Source organism: Duncaniella sp. (genome assembly GCF_029054785.1).
Lineage (GTDB): Bacteria > Bacteroidota > Bacteroidia > Bacteroidales > Muribaculaceae > Duncaniella.
In genome coordinates this window covers 1-17092 of record NZ_JAIDEN010000082.1, presented here as the reverse complement: position 1 = coordinate 17092, position 17092 = coordinate 1, and the positions used below count along the sequence as shown (strand labels likewise).

The window sequence follows — 17092 nt, the reverse complement described above, 5'->3', positions numbered from 1 at the left end:
CGATGAAGAATCGGAAGATCCGGCGCCGTTCGTCCCCCGCAACCGCCGCGAACGCAGGCTCTACGAGCAGGAGGTACGCCGTGCGGCAAACCGTCTGACGCGCCGTCTGGCCCGTCAGTAGGCCAATATGTTTCGCACCTACGGCGCTCTGTCGGTTTGGGGAATGACGGTTTACCACAGCTGCGGACACCTACGGCGCCCTTGCAGTGGCCTGGATTCTCCTGACCGCTAACGCGGCCTGCCTGCCCCCGTCGCCACCCTCTTGTAGGGATGCTCCACGGAGCATCCGCCATTCCCGCGTGGACCTTGGACTCGGTTTTTCCGCGTGAGACGGCTGCACCACGGTGCAGCCCTACAAGTATGGAACGCCGCTCCACGCATGGCATCTGTCCCCACCATCCCTATATGACATCTGCCCTGCATCAGGCTGACTGCTGACGCTGGCTGCCTGCCTTGCGTCGGAATGCACAGCAGGGACGCTTGAAAAAGCGCCCCTGCCGGGTCTGATTATAGATAAGTTGTTGACTGCCGGTTTATTTGGGCAGATTGAAAGCGACTGTCATCTCTTTCATCTGCTCGTCGGTCATGCCGTCAGGCTCGAAGCCCATGTTCTTGGCGCAGATGTAGATCTGTGCTGACTTGTTGAGCACGTCGACCTGGTCGAAGGCCTGCATGATGTCTTCCTCGACGGCAAAGACACCGTGTTTCTCCCAAAGAGTCACATCGTAGTCGCCAAGTTCCTTGATCGTTGATTCGGCAAGGATGTTTGAGCCGGGGAGCTGGTAGGGGATGATGCCGAGACCGCGGGGGCAGAAGGCCTTGGTTTCGGGGATCATGCTCCAGAGCAGACGGGTGGCCACATCCTTTTCAAGATATTTGTTGCAGTGAGACATTGCGACAAGCTCGATCGGGTGGGTGTGGAGCGAAGCCTTGTAGTTTGAGCCTTTGCCGATGAGGTAGTTGTGGACGGCGAGGTGTGAGGGCAGCTCGGAGGTCGGGCGGACGGGTTCGTCGGCGATGATCTCATAGTGGGCGCAATCATCGGTGATGCGGATCACTGAGCCGTTGGCCATCGGCTTGCGGGCGAGGTCGCGCATACGTTTGTTGGTGCCTTTGCAGAAGAAATAGCAGCCTTTGAGGTTGGGGAGTGTCAGACCGATGGGTGTCGCAGGTGCGATCGCGGGCATGGCGCGGATGGCGTCGTCGACGTGTTCGGTGATGTTCACTGTGATATTGCCGCCGTTGCGTTCGGCCCATCCTTTTTCCCAGAGATAGCCTGCGACTTCAGCGACTTTTTCAACCTCGGCTGTGAGCGCGGGGCGGTTTTCTAATATTGATGACATAATTTTAAGTACCTCTTAAAAATTAAACTTTCAGATCAGTTGAGGGAGAAAGCAGGAGACAATCAGAACGGCGATGCCGATGACAAGCACCGTGATTGTCTTTGAGGAGCAGCCTTTCCATTCCTTGAGAATGATGCCCCAGACGTTGGAGAAGACCACGTTGAGCGCCATGAGGATGCAGAACGAGAGGGTCATGAGTGTCGGGGAGTCGGTCAGGAAGCCTTTGCCGAGGGCGAGGCCGAAGAACTGGCTGTACCAGAGGGCGCCTGCGAGCAGGCAGAAGAGGAGGTTGTTGCCGAGCACGGCTCCATTGGCGTAGTCGCCCCAGGTGCGGTTCTTGTGGTTCTGGTAGAAGCAATAGACCGCGTTGGTCACGAATCCGCCCAGAGTGACGAGCAGTGTGGCTGGGAGGGTCTTGTAGATGTCAGGCGTGAGGGATCCGAAGTTGATTCCGCTGCCGAATTCAAGGCCCACGTTGAAGCAGCCGCTCATGAAGCCTGCGAGCAGGGCGATGGTGATTCCCTTGGGGAAGTTGAAGTCCTTGACCGCCGCTTTTTTCTCTTCTTCGCTGAGCGAAGAGGCTTTCATTGATCCTGCTATGCCGATGATGGCGATGCCGATCAGGGTGACGACCACGCCGAGGATCACAGCCATTGTCAGCTGAGAGAGCGGATCGTTTTCAGGGAAGAAGATGTTGAGCAGCACGGGGCCCATGATGGTGCCGAGTCCCGCGCAGGTGCCGAGGGCGATCGACTGTCCGAGCGCTACACCGAGGTAGCGCATGGACAGGCCGAACGTAAGACCGCCTACACCCCAGAGGGCTCCGAAGAGGATGGTCATCCAGATGTTGAACGACTGGTCGGCGGTGAACAGTTCGGTGAGTGAATGTCCCTCAGGCACTGCCAGAAGGGCTCCAAGGAAGGGGAGGATCAGCCATGCGAAGACTCCTTGCACAATCCAATAGCTTTCCCAGCTCCAGGATTTGATCTTGTTGATGGGGACGTAGCAGCTGGACTGGCAGAATGCGCCGATCGCGATGATGAGAAGGCCTATCAGTATCATCGCTTGCTGGTCACGTCGCGTTCATACTGCTCCACTTCGGCGATGTAGTTTTCGCCGACAGGCACACCGTTCTTGAGGCAGAACATGTCGTAAACGGCGTTCCAGGGGAGGTTCTTGCACTCTTCAAGCAGGGCGAGGCGCTGGAAACGCTTGTCTTCCAGTTCGTATTTGCGGAGAGTTTCGGTAGGTTCGAGCAGGGCGCGGAGCATGCACTTCTGAGCTGCGCGGCTGCCGATGACGTAAGCGCCGATGCGGTTGAGGGTGCCGTCGAAATAGTCAAGGCCGTAGTGAACGCGGTTGAGGGCGCCGGCGCGGACGATTTCGCTGAATAGGTCCATTGTCGGGTCGTCCATGATGGTGACATGGTCAGAGTCCCAGCGGATCGGACGGCTCACGTGGAGCATGAGTTCGGGGACGAAGAGCAGCATGGCTGAAACCTTGTCGGCAACGCTTTCGGTCGGGTGGAAGTGGCCGGTGTCAAGGGTGATCATCATGTTGTTCTTGGCTGCGTAGGAGGTGTAGAAGTCGTTGGAACCTACGGTGTAGCTTTCAAGGCCGATGCCGAAGACTTTTGACTCGACGCAGTCTTTCATCCAGTCATATTTGTGTTCGAAGATCTGGTCGAGAGAGTCTTTGAGCAGTTCGCGGTAGAGGTAGCGGTTGACTGTGATGTCCTTGGAGCCGTCGTGAACCCAGGTGTTCATGATACAGGGATCCTGCTGGGCTTCGCCGATTGCCTGAGAGATCGCACGGCAGCGCTTTGAGTGTTCGATCCAGAAATCACGGATGCCCTTGTCGGGGTTGGCAAGGCTCAGGTCGCCGCTCTTGGGGTGAGAGAATGAGGTTGAGTTGAAGTCGAGTTTGATGTCATTGGCTTTGCCCCAGTCGATCCAGCTCTGGAAGTGTTCGACAGAGCACTGGTCGCGGTCAACGAATTTTCCGCCGAAATCGCCGTAGATTTCGTGGAGGTTGAGGCGATGTTTGCCGGGGATGAGGCTCATCGCATAGAGGATGTCGGCGCGGAGTTCGTCGATGTTGCGGGCTTTGCCGGGATAGTTGCCGTTGACCTGGATGCCGCCGGTCAGTGAGCCGCCCTGGTTTTCGAAACCGGCCACGTCGTCAGCCTGCCAGCAGTGCATGCTGAGGTGGAAGTCCTGCATCTGCTGCAACACTTTGTCGGTGTCGATTCCGAGTTTTGCATAACGCTCTTTTGCTATTTCATAAGCTTGTTTTACAGTTCCTTCGTTCATGATAAGATAGATTTAGACTTTTATTTAGGTAGATATGTTTTGGTTTCAGTTGAGTTTACGGCGACGCGGCGCATTTCGGCGAGGTCGCTGACGCGTCCGTCGGCACGGAGCTGGACGAGCACATTGCCGAGTGCGGTCGATTCGGTCGGACCTGCGACAACGGGCATCCGGAGCTCGTCGGCTGTCAGCTGCATCAGGTGGGCGTTGAGCGAGCCGCCGCCGATGACGTGGAGCGTGTTGATCTCCTTGGGTGAGAGTTCGCGCAGCCAGCCGAGCACTTCTTTGTAGCGGAGTGCGAGACTGCGGAAGATCAGGCGGACATAGTCGGCGACAGTTTCCGGCGCTTTCTGGCCAGTGCGTGAGCAGTAGTCGCAGATGGCTTCTGTCATAGAGGACGGATTTGCAAATGACGGATCGTCGGGGTTGATCGTGCTGTCGATTGCCGATTCGGTGTAGAGCGCGCAGAGGTCGGCTACGTTTGCCGGGGCGTCTTTCAGCTCAGTGCGGGCGCGCTCGAAGATCCACATGCCGCAGATGTTTTTGAGATAGCGTATGGTTCCGTCGATTCCGCCTTCATTTGTGAAATTGTAGGCGAAGCCTTTTTCATTGATGATAGGCTCAGGGGTCTCGATGCCGAGCAGAGACCATGTGCCGCAGCTCAGGTAGGCGAATTTTTCATCTTTGGCGGGTACGCCGATGACTGCCGAGGCGGTGTCATGGCCTGCAACTGCGATGACGGGGACTTCGCCGAGTCCGGTCAGCTGCTGTACGGCTGGAGTCAGGGTGCCGATTCTGTGGCCGGGATTTACGAGCGGGCCGAAGCGGTCTTCGCTCAGGCCGATCTGTGTGAGGAGATCGCTGTCAAGCCGTCCGGTGGTCGGGTTGAGGATCTGCGATGTGGATGCCACGGTGTATTCTGTCACGGCGTTTCCGGTCAGCATGTAGGCGAGCGCGTCGGGGATAAAGAGGATTTTATCCGAGTTGTGGAGCGCATTGCCGGTTTCGTTGCTGAGAGTATGGAGCTGGAACAGGGTGTTGAAATCCATGAACTGGATTCCGGTTTTGCCGTAGACGGTTTCTTTCGAAATGTTTTCGCAGAACTTGTCGACAGCGCCGGTTGTGTGCGGATCGCGGTAGCAGTAGGGGAGTCCGGCAAGGGTGCCGTCGGGGTGGAAATAGGCTACATCGCATCCCCAGGTGTCGATGCCGATTGATTGAGCGCGGGCGCCGAGCGCGTTGAGTTTTTCAGCAGCTGCCCGGAGACCTGTAAGGATTTCATGATAGAGACCGGGCAGATTCCAGAACAGGTGTCCGGCGATCGGCAGCATCGGGTGTTTGAAGCGATGCAATTCTTCGGTTGAAATTTTTTCTCCGTCAAATGAAGCGAGGATGAGACGTCCGCTTGTGGCACCAAGGTCCACCGCTATATAATATGAGGCAGATTCAGTTTTCATGATAATGACGTATTTTAAACTAAGGTAATGAGATTGTTCCTAAATAGGAGGAGAAGGTCGAAGAGAGGCGGGGAGAGAGGGAAAGTGATTTCATGCGTGGATTTTACTTCTCACGCATGAAAACATTGATCGGAGTGCCGTGGAAATCCCATGTTTCCCTGATTTTATTTTCCAGATAGCGACGGTAGGGCTCTTTCACCCACTGAGGCAGATTGCAGAAGAAAATAAATGTGGGGATCGGTGATCCTTTCAGCATGGTCACATATTTGATCTTGATGAATTTGCCTTTGTTGGCAGGCGGGGGATAGGCAGATATGGCTTCCAGCATCACAGTGTTGAGCTGTGAGGTGGGAACTATGCGCTGGCGGTTCTCGCATACATGAAGCGCTGTCTCAAGCACTTTGTAGATACGCTGTTTGGTAAGAGCCGAAGCGAAAATGATCGGAAAATCGACAAAAGGTGCGAAGCGTTCGCGGATCGCATCCTCATAGTGCTTGATGGCTTCTTTTGATTTGTCCTCGACCAGATCCCATTTGTTGACCACCACGACAAGGCCTTTCTTGTTGCGCTGGATGAGCGAGAAGATCGACACGTCCTGAGATTCGATGCCGCGAGTGGCGTCGATCATGAGGATGCAGACATCAGAGGCTTCGATCGCACGGATCGAGCGGATGACTGAATAATATTCGATGTCTTCGGTGACTTTGGTCTTTTTGCGGATACCGGCAGTGTCGACAAGATAGAAGTCGAAGCCGAATTTGTTGTAGCGGGTATAGATCGAGTCTCTTGTGGTTCCTGCGATATCGGTCACGATATGGCGGTCCTCATCAATGAAAGCATTGATGATTGACGATTTTCCTGCATTCGGACGGCCGACGATGGCAATCTTGGGGATATCGTCAAGCTGAGATTCTTCGTCGTCTTCTTTTTCAGGCATCTTGCGGACCACTTCGTCAAGAAGGTCACCTGTTCCGTAGCCGCTGACTGCTGAAACGCCCATCGGGTCTCCGAGGCCGAGGCTGTAAAATTCGGCAATGTTATAGAGAGAGTCTCCGGCATCAACTTTGTTGGCCACGAGAATTACCGGTTTGGTTGAGCGGCGCAGAATTTCCGCCACCTGGTCATCAAGGTCTGTGACGCCGTTCATGGCATCGACCACAAAAAGAATTTCGTCAGCCTGTTCAATCGCAAGATAGACCTGCTTATTGATTTCGTTTTCGAATATGTCTTCGCTGTTGACCACCCAGCCGCCGGTATCGACAATCGAGAATTCCTTCCCGTTCCAGTCTACTTTGCCGTATTGACGGTCACGGGTAGTGCCTGCTTCGTCATTTGTAATGGCTGTGCGTGACTGTGTAAGTCTGTTGAATAAAGTGGATTTGCCTACATTGGGGCGTCCCACTATGGCGATCATTTGTCCCATTTGGATGATTATAATAGATGGTTCCGTTTGTTGCGCCCGATCACTGGATAATCAAACCGAACGTCACTGCAAATTTATTAAATTATTTCCTATTCCACAACATTCTGCCTCAATCGGAGGCCGGGAATGTGGAATAGGAAATAATTTAAAGTTAAATTGTGCAAAAATGAGTCTATTTTGTGTTAATTCGCTTGACAAAGCTTGTTTGTAAACTTATATTTGCAAATAAGTTTTTCATGGTATTAGATTTAAGGTAAAAAAGTTATTCGTCGGGATGACGAGTAATTTTTTTTGTCGTTTTTTGAGACTGGATCAGCAAGTCTTTTTATCCATGTAGGGATTCAGACGATGCCAGTCGGCAATAGGAGGCATAACTCCCATTTCAATCACCTCGTCGCGAAGCTTGCAAAGATGCTGATAGCTCTTTTCAAGCTCTTTTTCTTCTTCGGGTGTTCCGTTGAGAGGCTGACATTCCACACCGTTCTTGCTGATGGTGGTTTCCATCGCCATCATGATGTGTTTGAAACGGTCGTTGTTGACATACGTACCTGCCGGCCAGCGGAAAGGTTTGCCACCCATAGCGGCAGCGATCATCTCGATCGAAAGATAGGCCGGGCTCTGGAATGAGGAACGTCCGCGCAGGTCGATGATGTTCTTGCCTCCCTGGATCACACGCTGTTTGATTTCAAGCCAGGCATCAAGGGGCAGACGGGAAGTTCCGATGATGTCTACCAGTGGCTTGCCGTCGATGGTGGTTGTCGATGCAAACACGGCCATCTGTTCGCCGTGCCCGCCGTATGTACGGCTGTTTACGATTTCGTCAGCGGGGATTTTGAGATATTTTGAAAGTTCGCTGCGGAGACGTGTGCTGTCAAGTGCGGCAAGTGTCGTGACACGTGACGGTTCGACTCCTGAATAGAGCAGAGTGACCAGACCGGTGATGTCAGCCGGGTTGAAGATGACCACCATGTGTTTGACATTGGGGCAATATTCCCTGACATCCTTACCGAACTGCTCGGCGATCTGAGCGTTTCCTCTCAGAAGATCTTCGCGGGTCATGCCGGCTTTACGGGCTGCACCTCCGGAGGATACAATATATGATGCGCCTGTGAGAGCTTCTTTTACATCGGAGGTGAATGTCAGGTTGATTCCTTCAAATCCGCAGTGATAAAGTTCTTCAGCCACACCCTCAAGAGCCGGTGCATAGGGATCATAAAGGCAGATGTTAGGTGTGAGACGCATCATTATTGCTGTCTGAGCCATGTTGGAACCGATCATGCCGGCGGCTCCTACAATAGTAAGCTTCTCATTAGTCAGAAAGTCCATGATTTTGAGTTTTTATTGGTTTTAAGGATTAGAGGCTTTCCAATAGCCTCCCGTTGATAATTGTCAGTAATAATAACATCACAGCAAACATAAAAGTTGCTGTCCGGAAAAGCGGTCATCGCAAAATTAGTCATTTATGTGAAAAATGATTGATTTTAACTGAAAAAATATGTTTCTGATCAACAAAGTATTGGAAAATCAAGAGAGTTTGCGGCAATATCGCTGTTGGCATACGGATGGGAGTTTAATTGGAAAATTCTTAGTAACTTTGCAGGCGTTTTCAATAGTGTCCCCTGAGAAGGAGGGAAATAAGGCAATTTATGGAAGATACAAGATCAAATTCATCAGCAGAGTCTCGACAGGATGTCCCTGCCGTCAAGGAGAAATTGTGGAATGGCAATTACTGCAAGGCGATGGTGGGCAATTTCATGATGTTTTTCTCATTTTATCTTCTGACACCATTGCTGCCGATCTACCTGGATGCTGAATTCAAGGCTGATAAAGATCTCATAGGGCTTGTCCTGTCGGGTTATGTTGTCGCGGCCCTGATCGTTAGGCCGTTCAGCGGATTCATTGTCGACAGTTTCAACCGCAAGAAGGTGCTGATGCTTTGCTTTTTCGCATTCTTCATCTGTTTCACCGGCTATATAGGCGCAGGGACAATTCTGATGTTTGCGGTGGTCCGCACTCTCCACGGTCTTCCGTTTGGAGCCACGACAGTAGCCAACAGTACGGTTGCCATTGATGTGCTTCCTTCGTCCAGGCGTAATGAGGGTGTGGGATATTATGGCCTTAGCAATAATCTGGCTATGGCCATCGCACCATCTGCCGGAATCTATATCTATTCGCTGAGCGGAAATTTCAAACTGCTGTTCTGGATTTCCCTGGCAGTCGCGTTTATCGGATTCTATTTTGTCAGCACAATCCGTTTGCCGGAACGAAAACTCGTCGAGGGTAAACCGAAATTGAGCATGGACCATTTTTTTCTGAACCGCGCATGGCTTATGGCTATAAACATTCTGCTGTTCGGTCTGTGCTGGGGTGTCATGAGCAACTATGTGGCGATATATGGGAAAGAGGAATTAGGCATAACAGACGGGACCGGATTGTTTTTCGCACTTCTGTCAGCAGGTCTGTTTGTCTCCCGTCTCTATGGTGTCAAGTCTTTGCGGGCCGGGCGTCTGACTCAGAATGCTCTTCAGGGGGCACTGATCAGCTCGGTAGGATTCACGCTTTTTGCCTTGGCTCCCGGTGTCTGGGCCTATTATCTTTCGGCGGTGCTGATCGGTCTTGGCAACGGACGCATGTTTCCGGCTTTCCTCAATATGTTTATATGTGTGGCCCGTCACGACCAAAGAGGTACGGCAAATTCCTCGATACTCACATCCTGGGACTGCGGAATGGGACTTGGGATTCTGATCGGAGGATTTTTTGTGGAATATGTCAGCTATTCGGCTGCGTTCTGGGCGACTTCTGTTTCCCAGATCACAGGCACTTTGCTGCTGTTGTTTTTTACCCGTTCATTTTTTGCCGGACGGCGTCTTCACGCTTAGAAGAGCGGTTTGATCCGGCCCGGTCAGATTGATTCGGCTGGAACTTTTAGTTAAAATAATTTTTCATCGTAAAGGAGTGGCATAAAGTTTGTAATTTTGCTCTCTCGTTTCAGTAATATGTTTTTTAAGGTAAGCAGGATATGGCAGTGACAGCAGGTACATCAACGGAAGATCTCGGCAAAAGCTCAGTCGGGAAATTATTGGCTCAGTATTCGATTCCGGCGATTATTGCAAGTGTTGCCACATCGTTATATAATATCATTGACAGTATTTTTATCGGTCGTGGAGTCGGGCCTATGGCCATCGCCGGACTGGCGATCACTTTTCCGCTGATGAATCTCATAGCGGCATTCTGTATGCTCATAGCCGCCGGCGGGGCCACAATCAGTTCCATATTCCTTGGTCAGAAGAATTTCAGCCGTGCCACTGATGTGGTCAATAATGTTTTTGCCCTGTGTCTGATTCATTCCGTCGTGTTCGGCGGTCTGGCTCTGGTGTTTCTTGATCCGATCCTGTTCTTCTTCGGGGCAACGGATGATACCATCGGCTATGCGCGGGAGTTTATGGAAGTCATTTTGCTGGGCACACCGCTGCTCTTTGTGTTTATCGGGCTAAATAACCTTATGCGAGCCACTGGCTATCCCCGGAAGGCTATGATTTCCGCTCTGATCTCTGTGTTGGTGAATCTGATTTTCGCCCCGGTATTCATTTTTGCTCTTGACTGGGGGATACGCGGTGCGGCGTGTGCCACTATACTCGGCCAGTTCTCGGCCTTCATCTGGGTGCTTTCGCATTTTCTGTCCCGGAAAAGCTCGATTCACTTCAAACGCCATAACAGATGGCTGACATGGACAATCATAAAGCGCATCTATGCGATCGGACTTTCTCCGTTCCTGATGAATGTCTGCGCCTGTGTGGTGGTGATCTTTATCAACAGAGCGCTTCTTGACTACGGCGGTGCTGACGGAAACCTGGCGGTAGGAGCTTATGGTATTCTCAACCGCACGACAATGTTCTTCGTGATGATCGTGTTCGGTGTCACTCAGGGCATGCAGCCAATTCTTGGATATAATATCGGAGCAAACAATTTTGACCGTGTGAAGCGAGTCCTGAAACTTGGTATATGGATCGGTGTCGCCATCACTTTTATAGGATGGATTGTGAGCGAGGGTTTTCCTGACATCGTCTCGGCCTTGTTCACTACCGATGAGACCCTTGTCGGCATTGCCCGTGACGGGTTCAGGATATATTTTATATGCTATCCGGTTGTCGGCTGCCAGATTGTCATTCAGAATTTCTTTCAGAGTGTCGGAAAACCGCAGATGTCGATCTTTCTCTCTCTGACACGTCAGTTGCTGTTCCTGATACCTTTCCTGATCATCTTCCCGCGTCTGTGGGGTGTGCCGGGAGTCTGGGCTTCGATGGCCGGCTCTGATATTTTAGCTTTTATAGTGGCAGTTGTCACCCTTTGGTGGTGGATGGGCCATACAATGAAAAAAATGGAACTCAATGCAAGAAACTCTTGATCTCAGGGTCACCCCGAAAGTTGCTGCCGTACAGCAGCTGTTAAGCCAGGAAGTAGCGCGTCGCATCGGCGTTAATGCTGACTCTGTCCGACATGTCATTGTGACACGCCGCTCGATCGATGCCCGTCAGCGTCAGGTGATGGTCAATCTCTCCGTGAGAGCTTACATTGATGAGGATCCGTCGTCGCTGTCATTGATAAAGGCTGTTGAATACAGCCCCGTTGCGGCTGATGCCCGCAACGTGATAGTGGTCGGTGCCGGTCCGGCCGGTCTTTTTGCAGCTCTCAGGCTGATTGAAGAAGGCTTGCGTCCGATTGTGCTCGAACGTGGCAAGGATGTGGATTCTCGTCGCGCCGACATGGCTGATATAGCTCGGAAAGGTATCGTAAATCCCGATTCGAACTATTGTTTCGGAGAAGGAGGCGCCGGTGCTTTTTCTGACGGGAAACTTTACACGCGTTCGAAAAAGCGCGGTCCGGTCGACAAGATCCTGAATATCTTTGCACAGCATGGTGCTTCGGAAAACATATTGGTCGATGCCCATCCCCATATCGGAACCGACAAACTGCCCGGTGTCATAAAGGCAATGCGTGAGACAATCTGCCGCTGTGGCGGTGAGGTTCATTTTTCAACCCGTGTGGAGTCTTTGATAATAGACGGCGAAGAGGTCCGGGGTGTGATTGCAAACGGAAAGGAATATCATGGACCTGTCATACTTGCAACCGGTCATTCTGCCCGTGACATGTATCGGTCATTGCTTTCTGCCGGTGTGGCGATGGAGCCGAAGGGTCTGGCTGTCGGCGTGCGTCTCGAACATCCGCAGCATCTGATCGACTGTCTGCGCTACCATTCCAAAGAGGGGAGAGGAAAATATCTGCCGGCTGCGGAGTATACGATGCTCACCCGTGTCGACGATCGGGGCGTGTATTCTTTCTGCATGTGTCCGGGAGGAGTTGTCATTCCTTCGGCAAGCGGTCCTGAACAACTTGCAGTCAATGGTATGTCCGGATCAGCCCGCTCGTCGCGTTGGGCAAATGCCGCGATGGTCGTGGAGGTGTTGCCGGAAGATATTCCTGCCGAGGGAACCGACGATGATCCTGACGGGATCTTGAGAATGCTGCGTTTCCAGGAAAGCATTGAAAAGGCATTCTGGCTTGAAGCCGGTCAGAGCCAGAATGCGCCGGCTCAGCGGATGATGGACTTTGTCAACGGTCGGATGTCATCGTCGCTGCCTCCGGTCTCATACGCTCCGGGAGCGCATCCGGCACGGATTGACAAGCTGTTGCCTAAGGGGATAGCTCGTCGTCTGCAACTCGGATTTAAAGATTTTGACCGCAAGAACAGAGGTTTTCTTACAAACGAAGCCGTGCTGATCGGGGCTGAGACTCGCACGTCATCGCCTTTGCGCATTCCTCGCGACGGTGAATCACTGCGCCATATCCAACTGAAAGGTCTCTACCCTTGTGGCGAAGGTGCAGGCTATGCCGGCGGAATAGTTTCAGCGGCGATTGACGGAGACCGTTCGGCGGCGGCTGTTGCAGCGGAATCGGGTACGAATAATAGTTAGAATAATAGTTAGTAGGTATTGACGTTGAATTTGCGGTAATAAAATTACCTTAAAATAGGTATTTATCCGCTTCGGAGGCTGGAGTAATTTTGCACAGTGAAAAAAATGTGCAAATAACCCGGTCTCAGAGTGATTCCCGAATTAACATACAAGACAATTTTTCAAAAACTGTTTCTGACTGTTTTAGCAACGGCCGGAGCAGTTTTTCCATTGTCAGCCTCTGTCAGACTTGTCGTTAATGTCAAGGATGCAGACACCCTTGAACCGCTGGAATTTGCAGCTGTGACTTTTCGCCAGTCTTCGGAGGCCGGTGTCTCCGGAGGCCATACGGATGCCGACGGGGCAATTGTTATTAGTGCCAATCCCGGTCAGGCTGTCATTGAGCTGAGTCTTGTCGGGTATAAGCCCCAGCGGAGATCTTTGTCGTTGAAAGAACGCGACAGTCTGACGCTCAATTTCAGACTGGAGCCATCAAATTCGCTTAATGAAGTCGTCGTGACAGCCCGCGAGGGTTATAATGCGACTTCCGCTTCGCTGATTGACACCACGGCCATGAGGCATCTCCAGCCGTCGAGCTTCACAGACCTTGTCAGTCTGCTCCCCGGTGGTGTTACCAAGGATCCGGTGATGAATTCTGTCAATCAGATAGACCTGCGCTCAGCGACAGGGATCAATCCGACTGACAACTATGCGACCTCGGCCCTTGGAACGGCATTCGTTGTGGATGGTGTGAGACTTAATACTGATGCCGATATGCAGACCACTCCTGATGCCAACCGCACGGCGCGAATTTCAACCGGAAAGGGAGTTGATATGCGTTCGCTCTCTACTGACGATATTGAAAGCGTTGAGATTGTGCGCGGAATTCCGTCGGTGGAGTATGGAGAACTGACATCCGGCCTTGTCAATATCAGGCGCAAAAGCGGTGCCGGACGTCTTGAGGCACGTTTTAAGGCCGATACACAGAGCCAGCTTTTTTATGTGGGTAAAGGCTTTGATGTGAATGGTGACAAATCATGGATTCTAAACGCCGGAGTCGATTATCTCGATTCCAAGATTGACCCGCGTGACAATCGCGAGAATTTCAAGCGAGTAACTGGATCGTTGCGCAGCAATAAGCGTTGGACAGGCCCCATTGCCCGCATTTCATGGAATTCAAATTTCAGTTATAGCGGTATGTTTGAAATGGATGACAACGATCCGGACCTTGCAGTCAACAATACGATTGATTATTACGAGAACAGCAAACATACATTCCGTTGGGACAACACACTCCGTTATGTCCCGTCGGCATCATCATGCCTTCAGGAACTCAGCCTTGTCTCAGGCCTGAGTTATGCCCATGAACAGCTTGAACAGCAGAAGCATGTGGCCTCATCGCGTGTAATGCCGATGCCGATCTCGCTGACGGAAGGGAGCAACTATATCGGTTATCTTCCAATGCTTTATCTGGCGGATTATAAAGTGGAGGGGCGACCGTTTACGGCCTCCCTCAAGGGTGCCGGTCGCTTGCGTTTCGGAGGTAATTTCCTTGCATCCACTCTGAAATTCGGCGTTGAATGGAACATGAGCAAAAATTATGGACGTGGAGCAGTCTATGATATTTCACGTCCTTTGACTGCCGGAAACAACACTCGCCCTCGCGCGTTCAGCGATGTCCCTGCCATGCACCAGCTTTCGGCTTATGCCGAAAGCGAGACAAAACTCTATGCCGGAAAACATACACTTTCTTTGACAGCCGGCTTGCGTGAAACACAGCTTCTGCATCTTGACAGCCGCTATGAACTCAGCGGGAAACCTTATTTTGATCCTCGATTCAATCTCGTGTGGAATCTTCCGCCGGCATATATCCGCAATTATCCTCTTGGTGTGGAACTTGCCGCCGGTGCCGGATGGCATACTAAAATGCCTGTGGCCGCCTATCTCTATCCGGAGAAACTCTATTCGGACTTCGAGCAGCTGAACTACTATCACAATGTCGAAGACTATCGCACCATGAATGTGATGACCTATATTGAGGATATGACCAATTATGCACTTCGTGCGGCCCGAAACTTCAAATGGGAGGTCAGGGCTGATGTCACCTGTCGTGGCAACAGGATTTCGGTTACATATTTCCGCGAGAATATGAAAGACGGATTCCGCAGTTCGGGATTTGTGCATACATATACATATAAGCGATACGATGCCTCCGGTTTTGATCCATATTTCGCTGACAGGGCGCCTGTGATCGAGGACCTGCCTTATCAGACAGAAACATACCTTGCGGTCAGAAGCAAGACCACCAACGGAAGCCGCACACGGAAAGAAGGAATCGAATATACCTTTCAGTCACGCCGTATCCCCCGGATCAACACACGTCTGACAATTTCAGGAGCCTACTTCCGGACGACAAACAGCAACAGCCAGGCACTGTGGTATAAACCCGGCATAGTAGTCAACGGCAAGGAACTTCAGTATGTGGGGCTTTATGACGATCTTGATGGAAACAATTATAGCAGCTTCAATACAAACATCCTGTTTGATACGGATCTTCCGCGGCTTGGTCTGAATTTTTCGGTCGGTTTGCAGAACCTTTGGTTCACCTCCCGTCAGACTTTGCGCCGCGATGGCATTCCCGTGCAGTATATGGATGTAAATGGAGAAATCCATCCTTACACTGACGAATGTTTGTCAGATCCGTATCTCAAACAGCTTGTGAGAAACTTCACCGAGAGCTCTTTTGTCCGGCAGACAGTACCGCCTGAGACAACGGTCAATTTCAAGGCTACAAAGACATTCTGGCAGAAGCGTATCGGTCTGGCGGTCTATGTCAATCGGCTGGTTTATATAGCTCCTGACTATGAACGCTACGGGGTGACTATACGCCGTTATTCATCGCCTTATTTTGGAATGGAGCTTAATCTCAAAATATAGAAAATCAAATCATCAAATAACCAATTATCATGACATTAAACAAATCTCAGATCAAGAATCTGTTTTTAAGTGTTGCTCTCTGTTCGGCAATGGGCGTCAGCGTGGCTTCCTGCTCGGATGATGACTCAATTGTGACCTATCCGGTAGTCATCACACAGACCTATCCGGCAGAACTGCCTTCATCCTATTCGATTGAATCCGGACTTGTGACTTACAAAGAACTCAATACAGGCCGCACATATACCTTTGAGCTTCCTTTGACTGATTCAGATGTGATTCCTGCCGGAACCTATGACATCGACGGCACTATGGAAGTCAGTTATACCAATGAAGAGGGCGTATCTGTAAGCCGCACTCTCCGTGCCATCGCTTCCCAGCAGGTCATCAGCTCCGGCGCTCAGTCTGCCAGTCTGAAATGGTTCTTCTACAATCCGTCAAACACACTCGTTTTCGGTGAGATCTATTTTGCAGGATCTTTGAACGCCGCCGGAACCAACGGACTTTATGATACTTATTTCACCATCTACAACAATACGGATGAGGTGCAGTATGCCGACGGCATTGCAATTGTAGAAAGCAAGCTGCTCAATACTGATGACAACGTGATCATCACAGAGGCCAATCAGCGTGAGAATAATTTTACAGTACATACTGTCTATGTCATCCCCGGCAGTGGCCGTGATGTTGCGATCGCTCCGGGCGAATCAATCAAGATTGTCGATCAGGCAATCGACTGGACTGCTCAGGTTCCGGGTGCTCTCAACCACACCGATGCTGATTTTGAGTGGTATGACGAATCCACTTCGGCTTCTGTCAAGGATACTGACAATCCTGATGTCCCAAATCTTGACAAATGGTATTCCTATTCACCTACAATCTGGATTGCATCCAACCAGTGTAACCGCTCCTACGCACTCGTGCGTTTCCCTGAAGGCATGACTGCCGAGCAGTTCCTCGCCGGTTATGACGGAACTTACAAATATATCAGCAGTGTTACTCAGAAAGAGATGACCGGAACCAAGTGCTATCTTGTCAACTATGACTGGGTCATTGACGGTGTGAATCTCTGTCCGACCGAAAGCTGGATTCAGGGTGCTCTCAGTACTTCGGTAGATGCAAGTTATGCTGCTATTACAGAAAAGAAATCCGACAAAAATCGTTTCGGCAAGAAATTTGTCCGCAAGGTTGCCGGAGTTTCAGCCGGAGGCAATACTATCCTTATGGACACAAATGACTCCGCTAAGGATTTTGAAATAGTTTCAGCAAAATAAGAGGTCGTTGTTTAAAAACAAGAGTAAAAATCTGAGTGGTGTATCTTTTAGATAAATTGTTGTAAATGAGAAAGGAGCATAGCGAGCTATGCGACTGACGAATTTCAACAATTTAGCAAAAGAGACACCAAGGCTCAGGTAACTTAAAAAATTCTCACACATGAAATTATCCAACGCAGAAAATATAATACCGTCGCCTGCGAAAGTTTTGGGCGTCTATGGCTCTTCATTTCAGTTACATAGCTCGCTATGCTCCTTCAATTCAGATCCATATCCACCTCAAAACTTTCGCTCAGATTTTAACTATTGTTATTAAACCTCTAATTAAGAGAGTGTTTAGTTTTAACTGAAATTTAATTTTACAAGTGAGCAAGGAGCAATTTAATCGTTGCGAAGTCAAT

At 50.8% G+C, this 17092-nt stretch carries 11 protein-coding genes; 5 read left to right on the top strand and 6 right to left on the bottom strand.

From position 1 onward, the window contains the following. Positions 1-533: 533 nt before the first annotated feature. The 6 genes from rhaD to K2H17_RS05160 all read right to left on the bottom strand — a co-directional run bounded on the left by rhaD (position 534) and on the right by K2H17_RS05160 (position 7858). Positions 534-1343, bottom strand: a complete 810-nt coding sequence (gene rhaD / locus K2H17_RS05185; protein ID WP_300132227.1) for a rhamnulose-1-phosphate aldolase — start codon at positions 1341-1343, stop codon at positions 534-536. Between the two features lie 30 nt (positions 1344-1373). Continuing rightward, positions 1374-2405: an L-rhamnose/proton symporter RhaT gene (locus K2H17_RS05180; protein ID WP_300132224.1), complete on the bottom strand. Its 1032-nt coding sequence runs from the start codon at positions 2403-2405 to the stop codon at positions 1374-1376. Further along, positions 2402-3655: an L-rhamnose isomerase gene (locus K2H17_RS05175; RefSeq protein ID WP_300132221.1), complete on the bottom strand. Its 1254-nt coding sequence runs from the start codon at positions 3653-3655 to the stop codon at positions 2402-2404. Before K2H17_RS05175 ends, K2H17_RS05180 begins: the two co-directional genes overlap by 4 nt. A gap of 20 nt (positions 3656-3675) precedes the next feature. Next, on the bottom strand, positions 3676-5109 hold the full coding sequence (locus K2H17_RS05170; protein WP_300132219.1) for a rhamnulokinase family protein: 1434 nt from the start codon (positions 5107-5109) through the stop codon (positions 3676-3678). A 103-nt stretch (positions 5110-5212) separates the two neighbouring features. Then, on the bottom strand, positions 5213-6532 hold the full coding sequence (gene der, locus K2H17_RS05165; RefSeq protein ID WP_300132217.1) for a ribosome biogenesis GTPase Der: 1320 nt from the start codon (positions 6530-6532) through the stop codon (positions 5213-5215). Between the two features lie 312 nt (positions 6533-6844). Continuing rightward, positions 6845-7858 carry a malate dehydrogenase gene (locus tag K2H17_RS05160; RefSeq protein ID WP_300132214.1) on the bottom strand — a complete coding sequence of 338 codons (1014 nt, stop codon included), beginning with the start codon at positions 7856-7858 and terminating at the stop codon, positions 6845-6847. Between the two features lie 320 nt (positions 7859-8178). Here K2H17_RS05160 and K2H17_RS05155 point away from each other — a divergent pair, with 320 nt between their 5' ends. From K2H17_RS05155 to K2H17_RS05135, 5 genes are all read left to right on the top strand, one after another. Further along, positions 8179-9411, top strand: coding sequence for an MFS transporter (locus K2H17_RS05155; protein WP_300132211.1), 1233 nt, complete (start codon positions 8179-8181; stop codon positions 9409-9411). Positions 9412-9551: 140 nt separating this feature from the next. After that, positions 9552-10937: an MATE family efflux transporter gene (locus K2H17_RS05150; RefSeq protein ID WP_300132208.1), complete on the top strand. Its 1386-nt coding sequence runs from the start codon at positions 9552-9554 to the stop codon at positions 10935-10937. Then, on the top strand, positions 10921-12504 hold the full coding sequence (locus K2H17_RS05145) for an FAD-dependent protein (RefSeq protein WP_300132205.1): 1584 nt from the start codon (positions 10921-10923) through the stop codon (positions 12502-12504). Before K2H17_RS05150 ends, K2H17_RS05145 begins: the two co-directional genes overlap by 17 nt. A 210-nt stretch (positions 12505-12714) precedes the next feature. Continuing rightward, positions 12715-15420 carry a carboxypeptidase-like regulatory domain-containing protein gene (locus K2H17_RS05140; protein ID WP_300132203.1) on the top strand — a complete coding sequence of 902 codons (2706 nt, stop codon included), beginning with the start codon at positions 12715-12717 and terminating at the stop codon, positions 15418-15420. Between the two features lie 29 nt (positions 15421-15449). Continuing rightward, entirely contained in the window at positions 15450-16691 is a 1242-nt protein-coding gene (locus tag K2H17_RS05135) for a DUF4876 domain-containing protein (protein ID WP_300132201.1), read from the top strand. Positions 16692-17092: the final 401 nt, after the last annotated feature.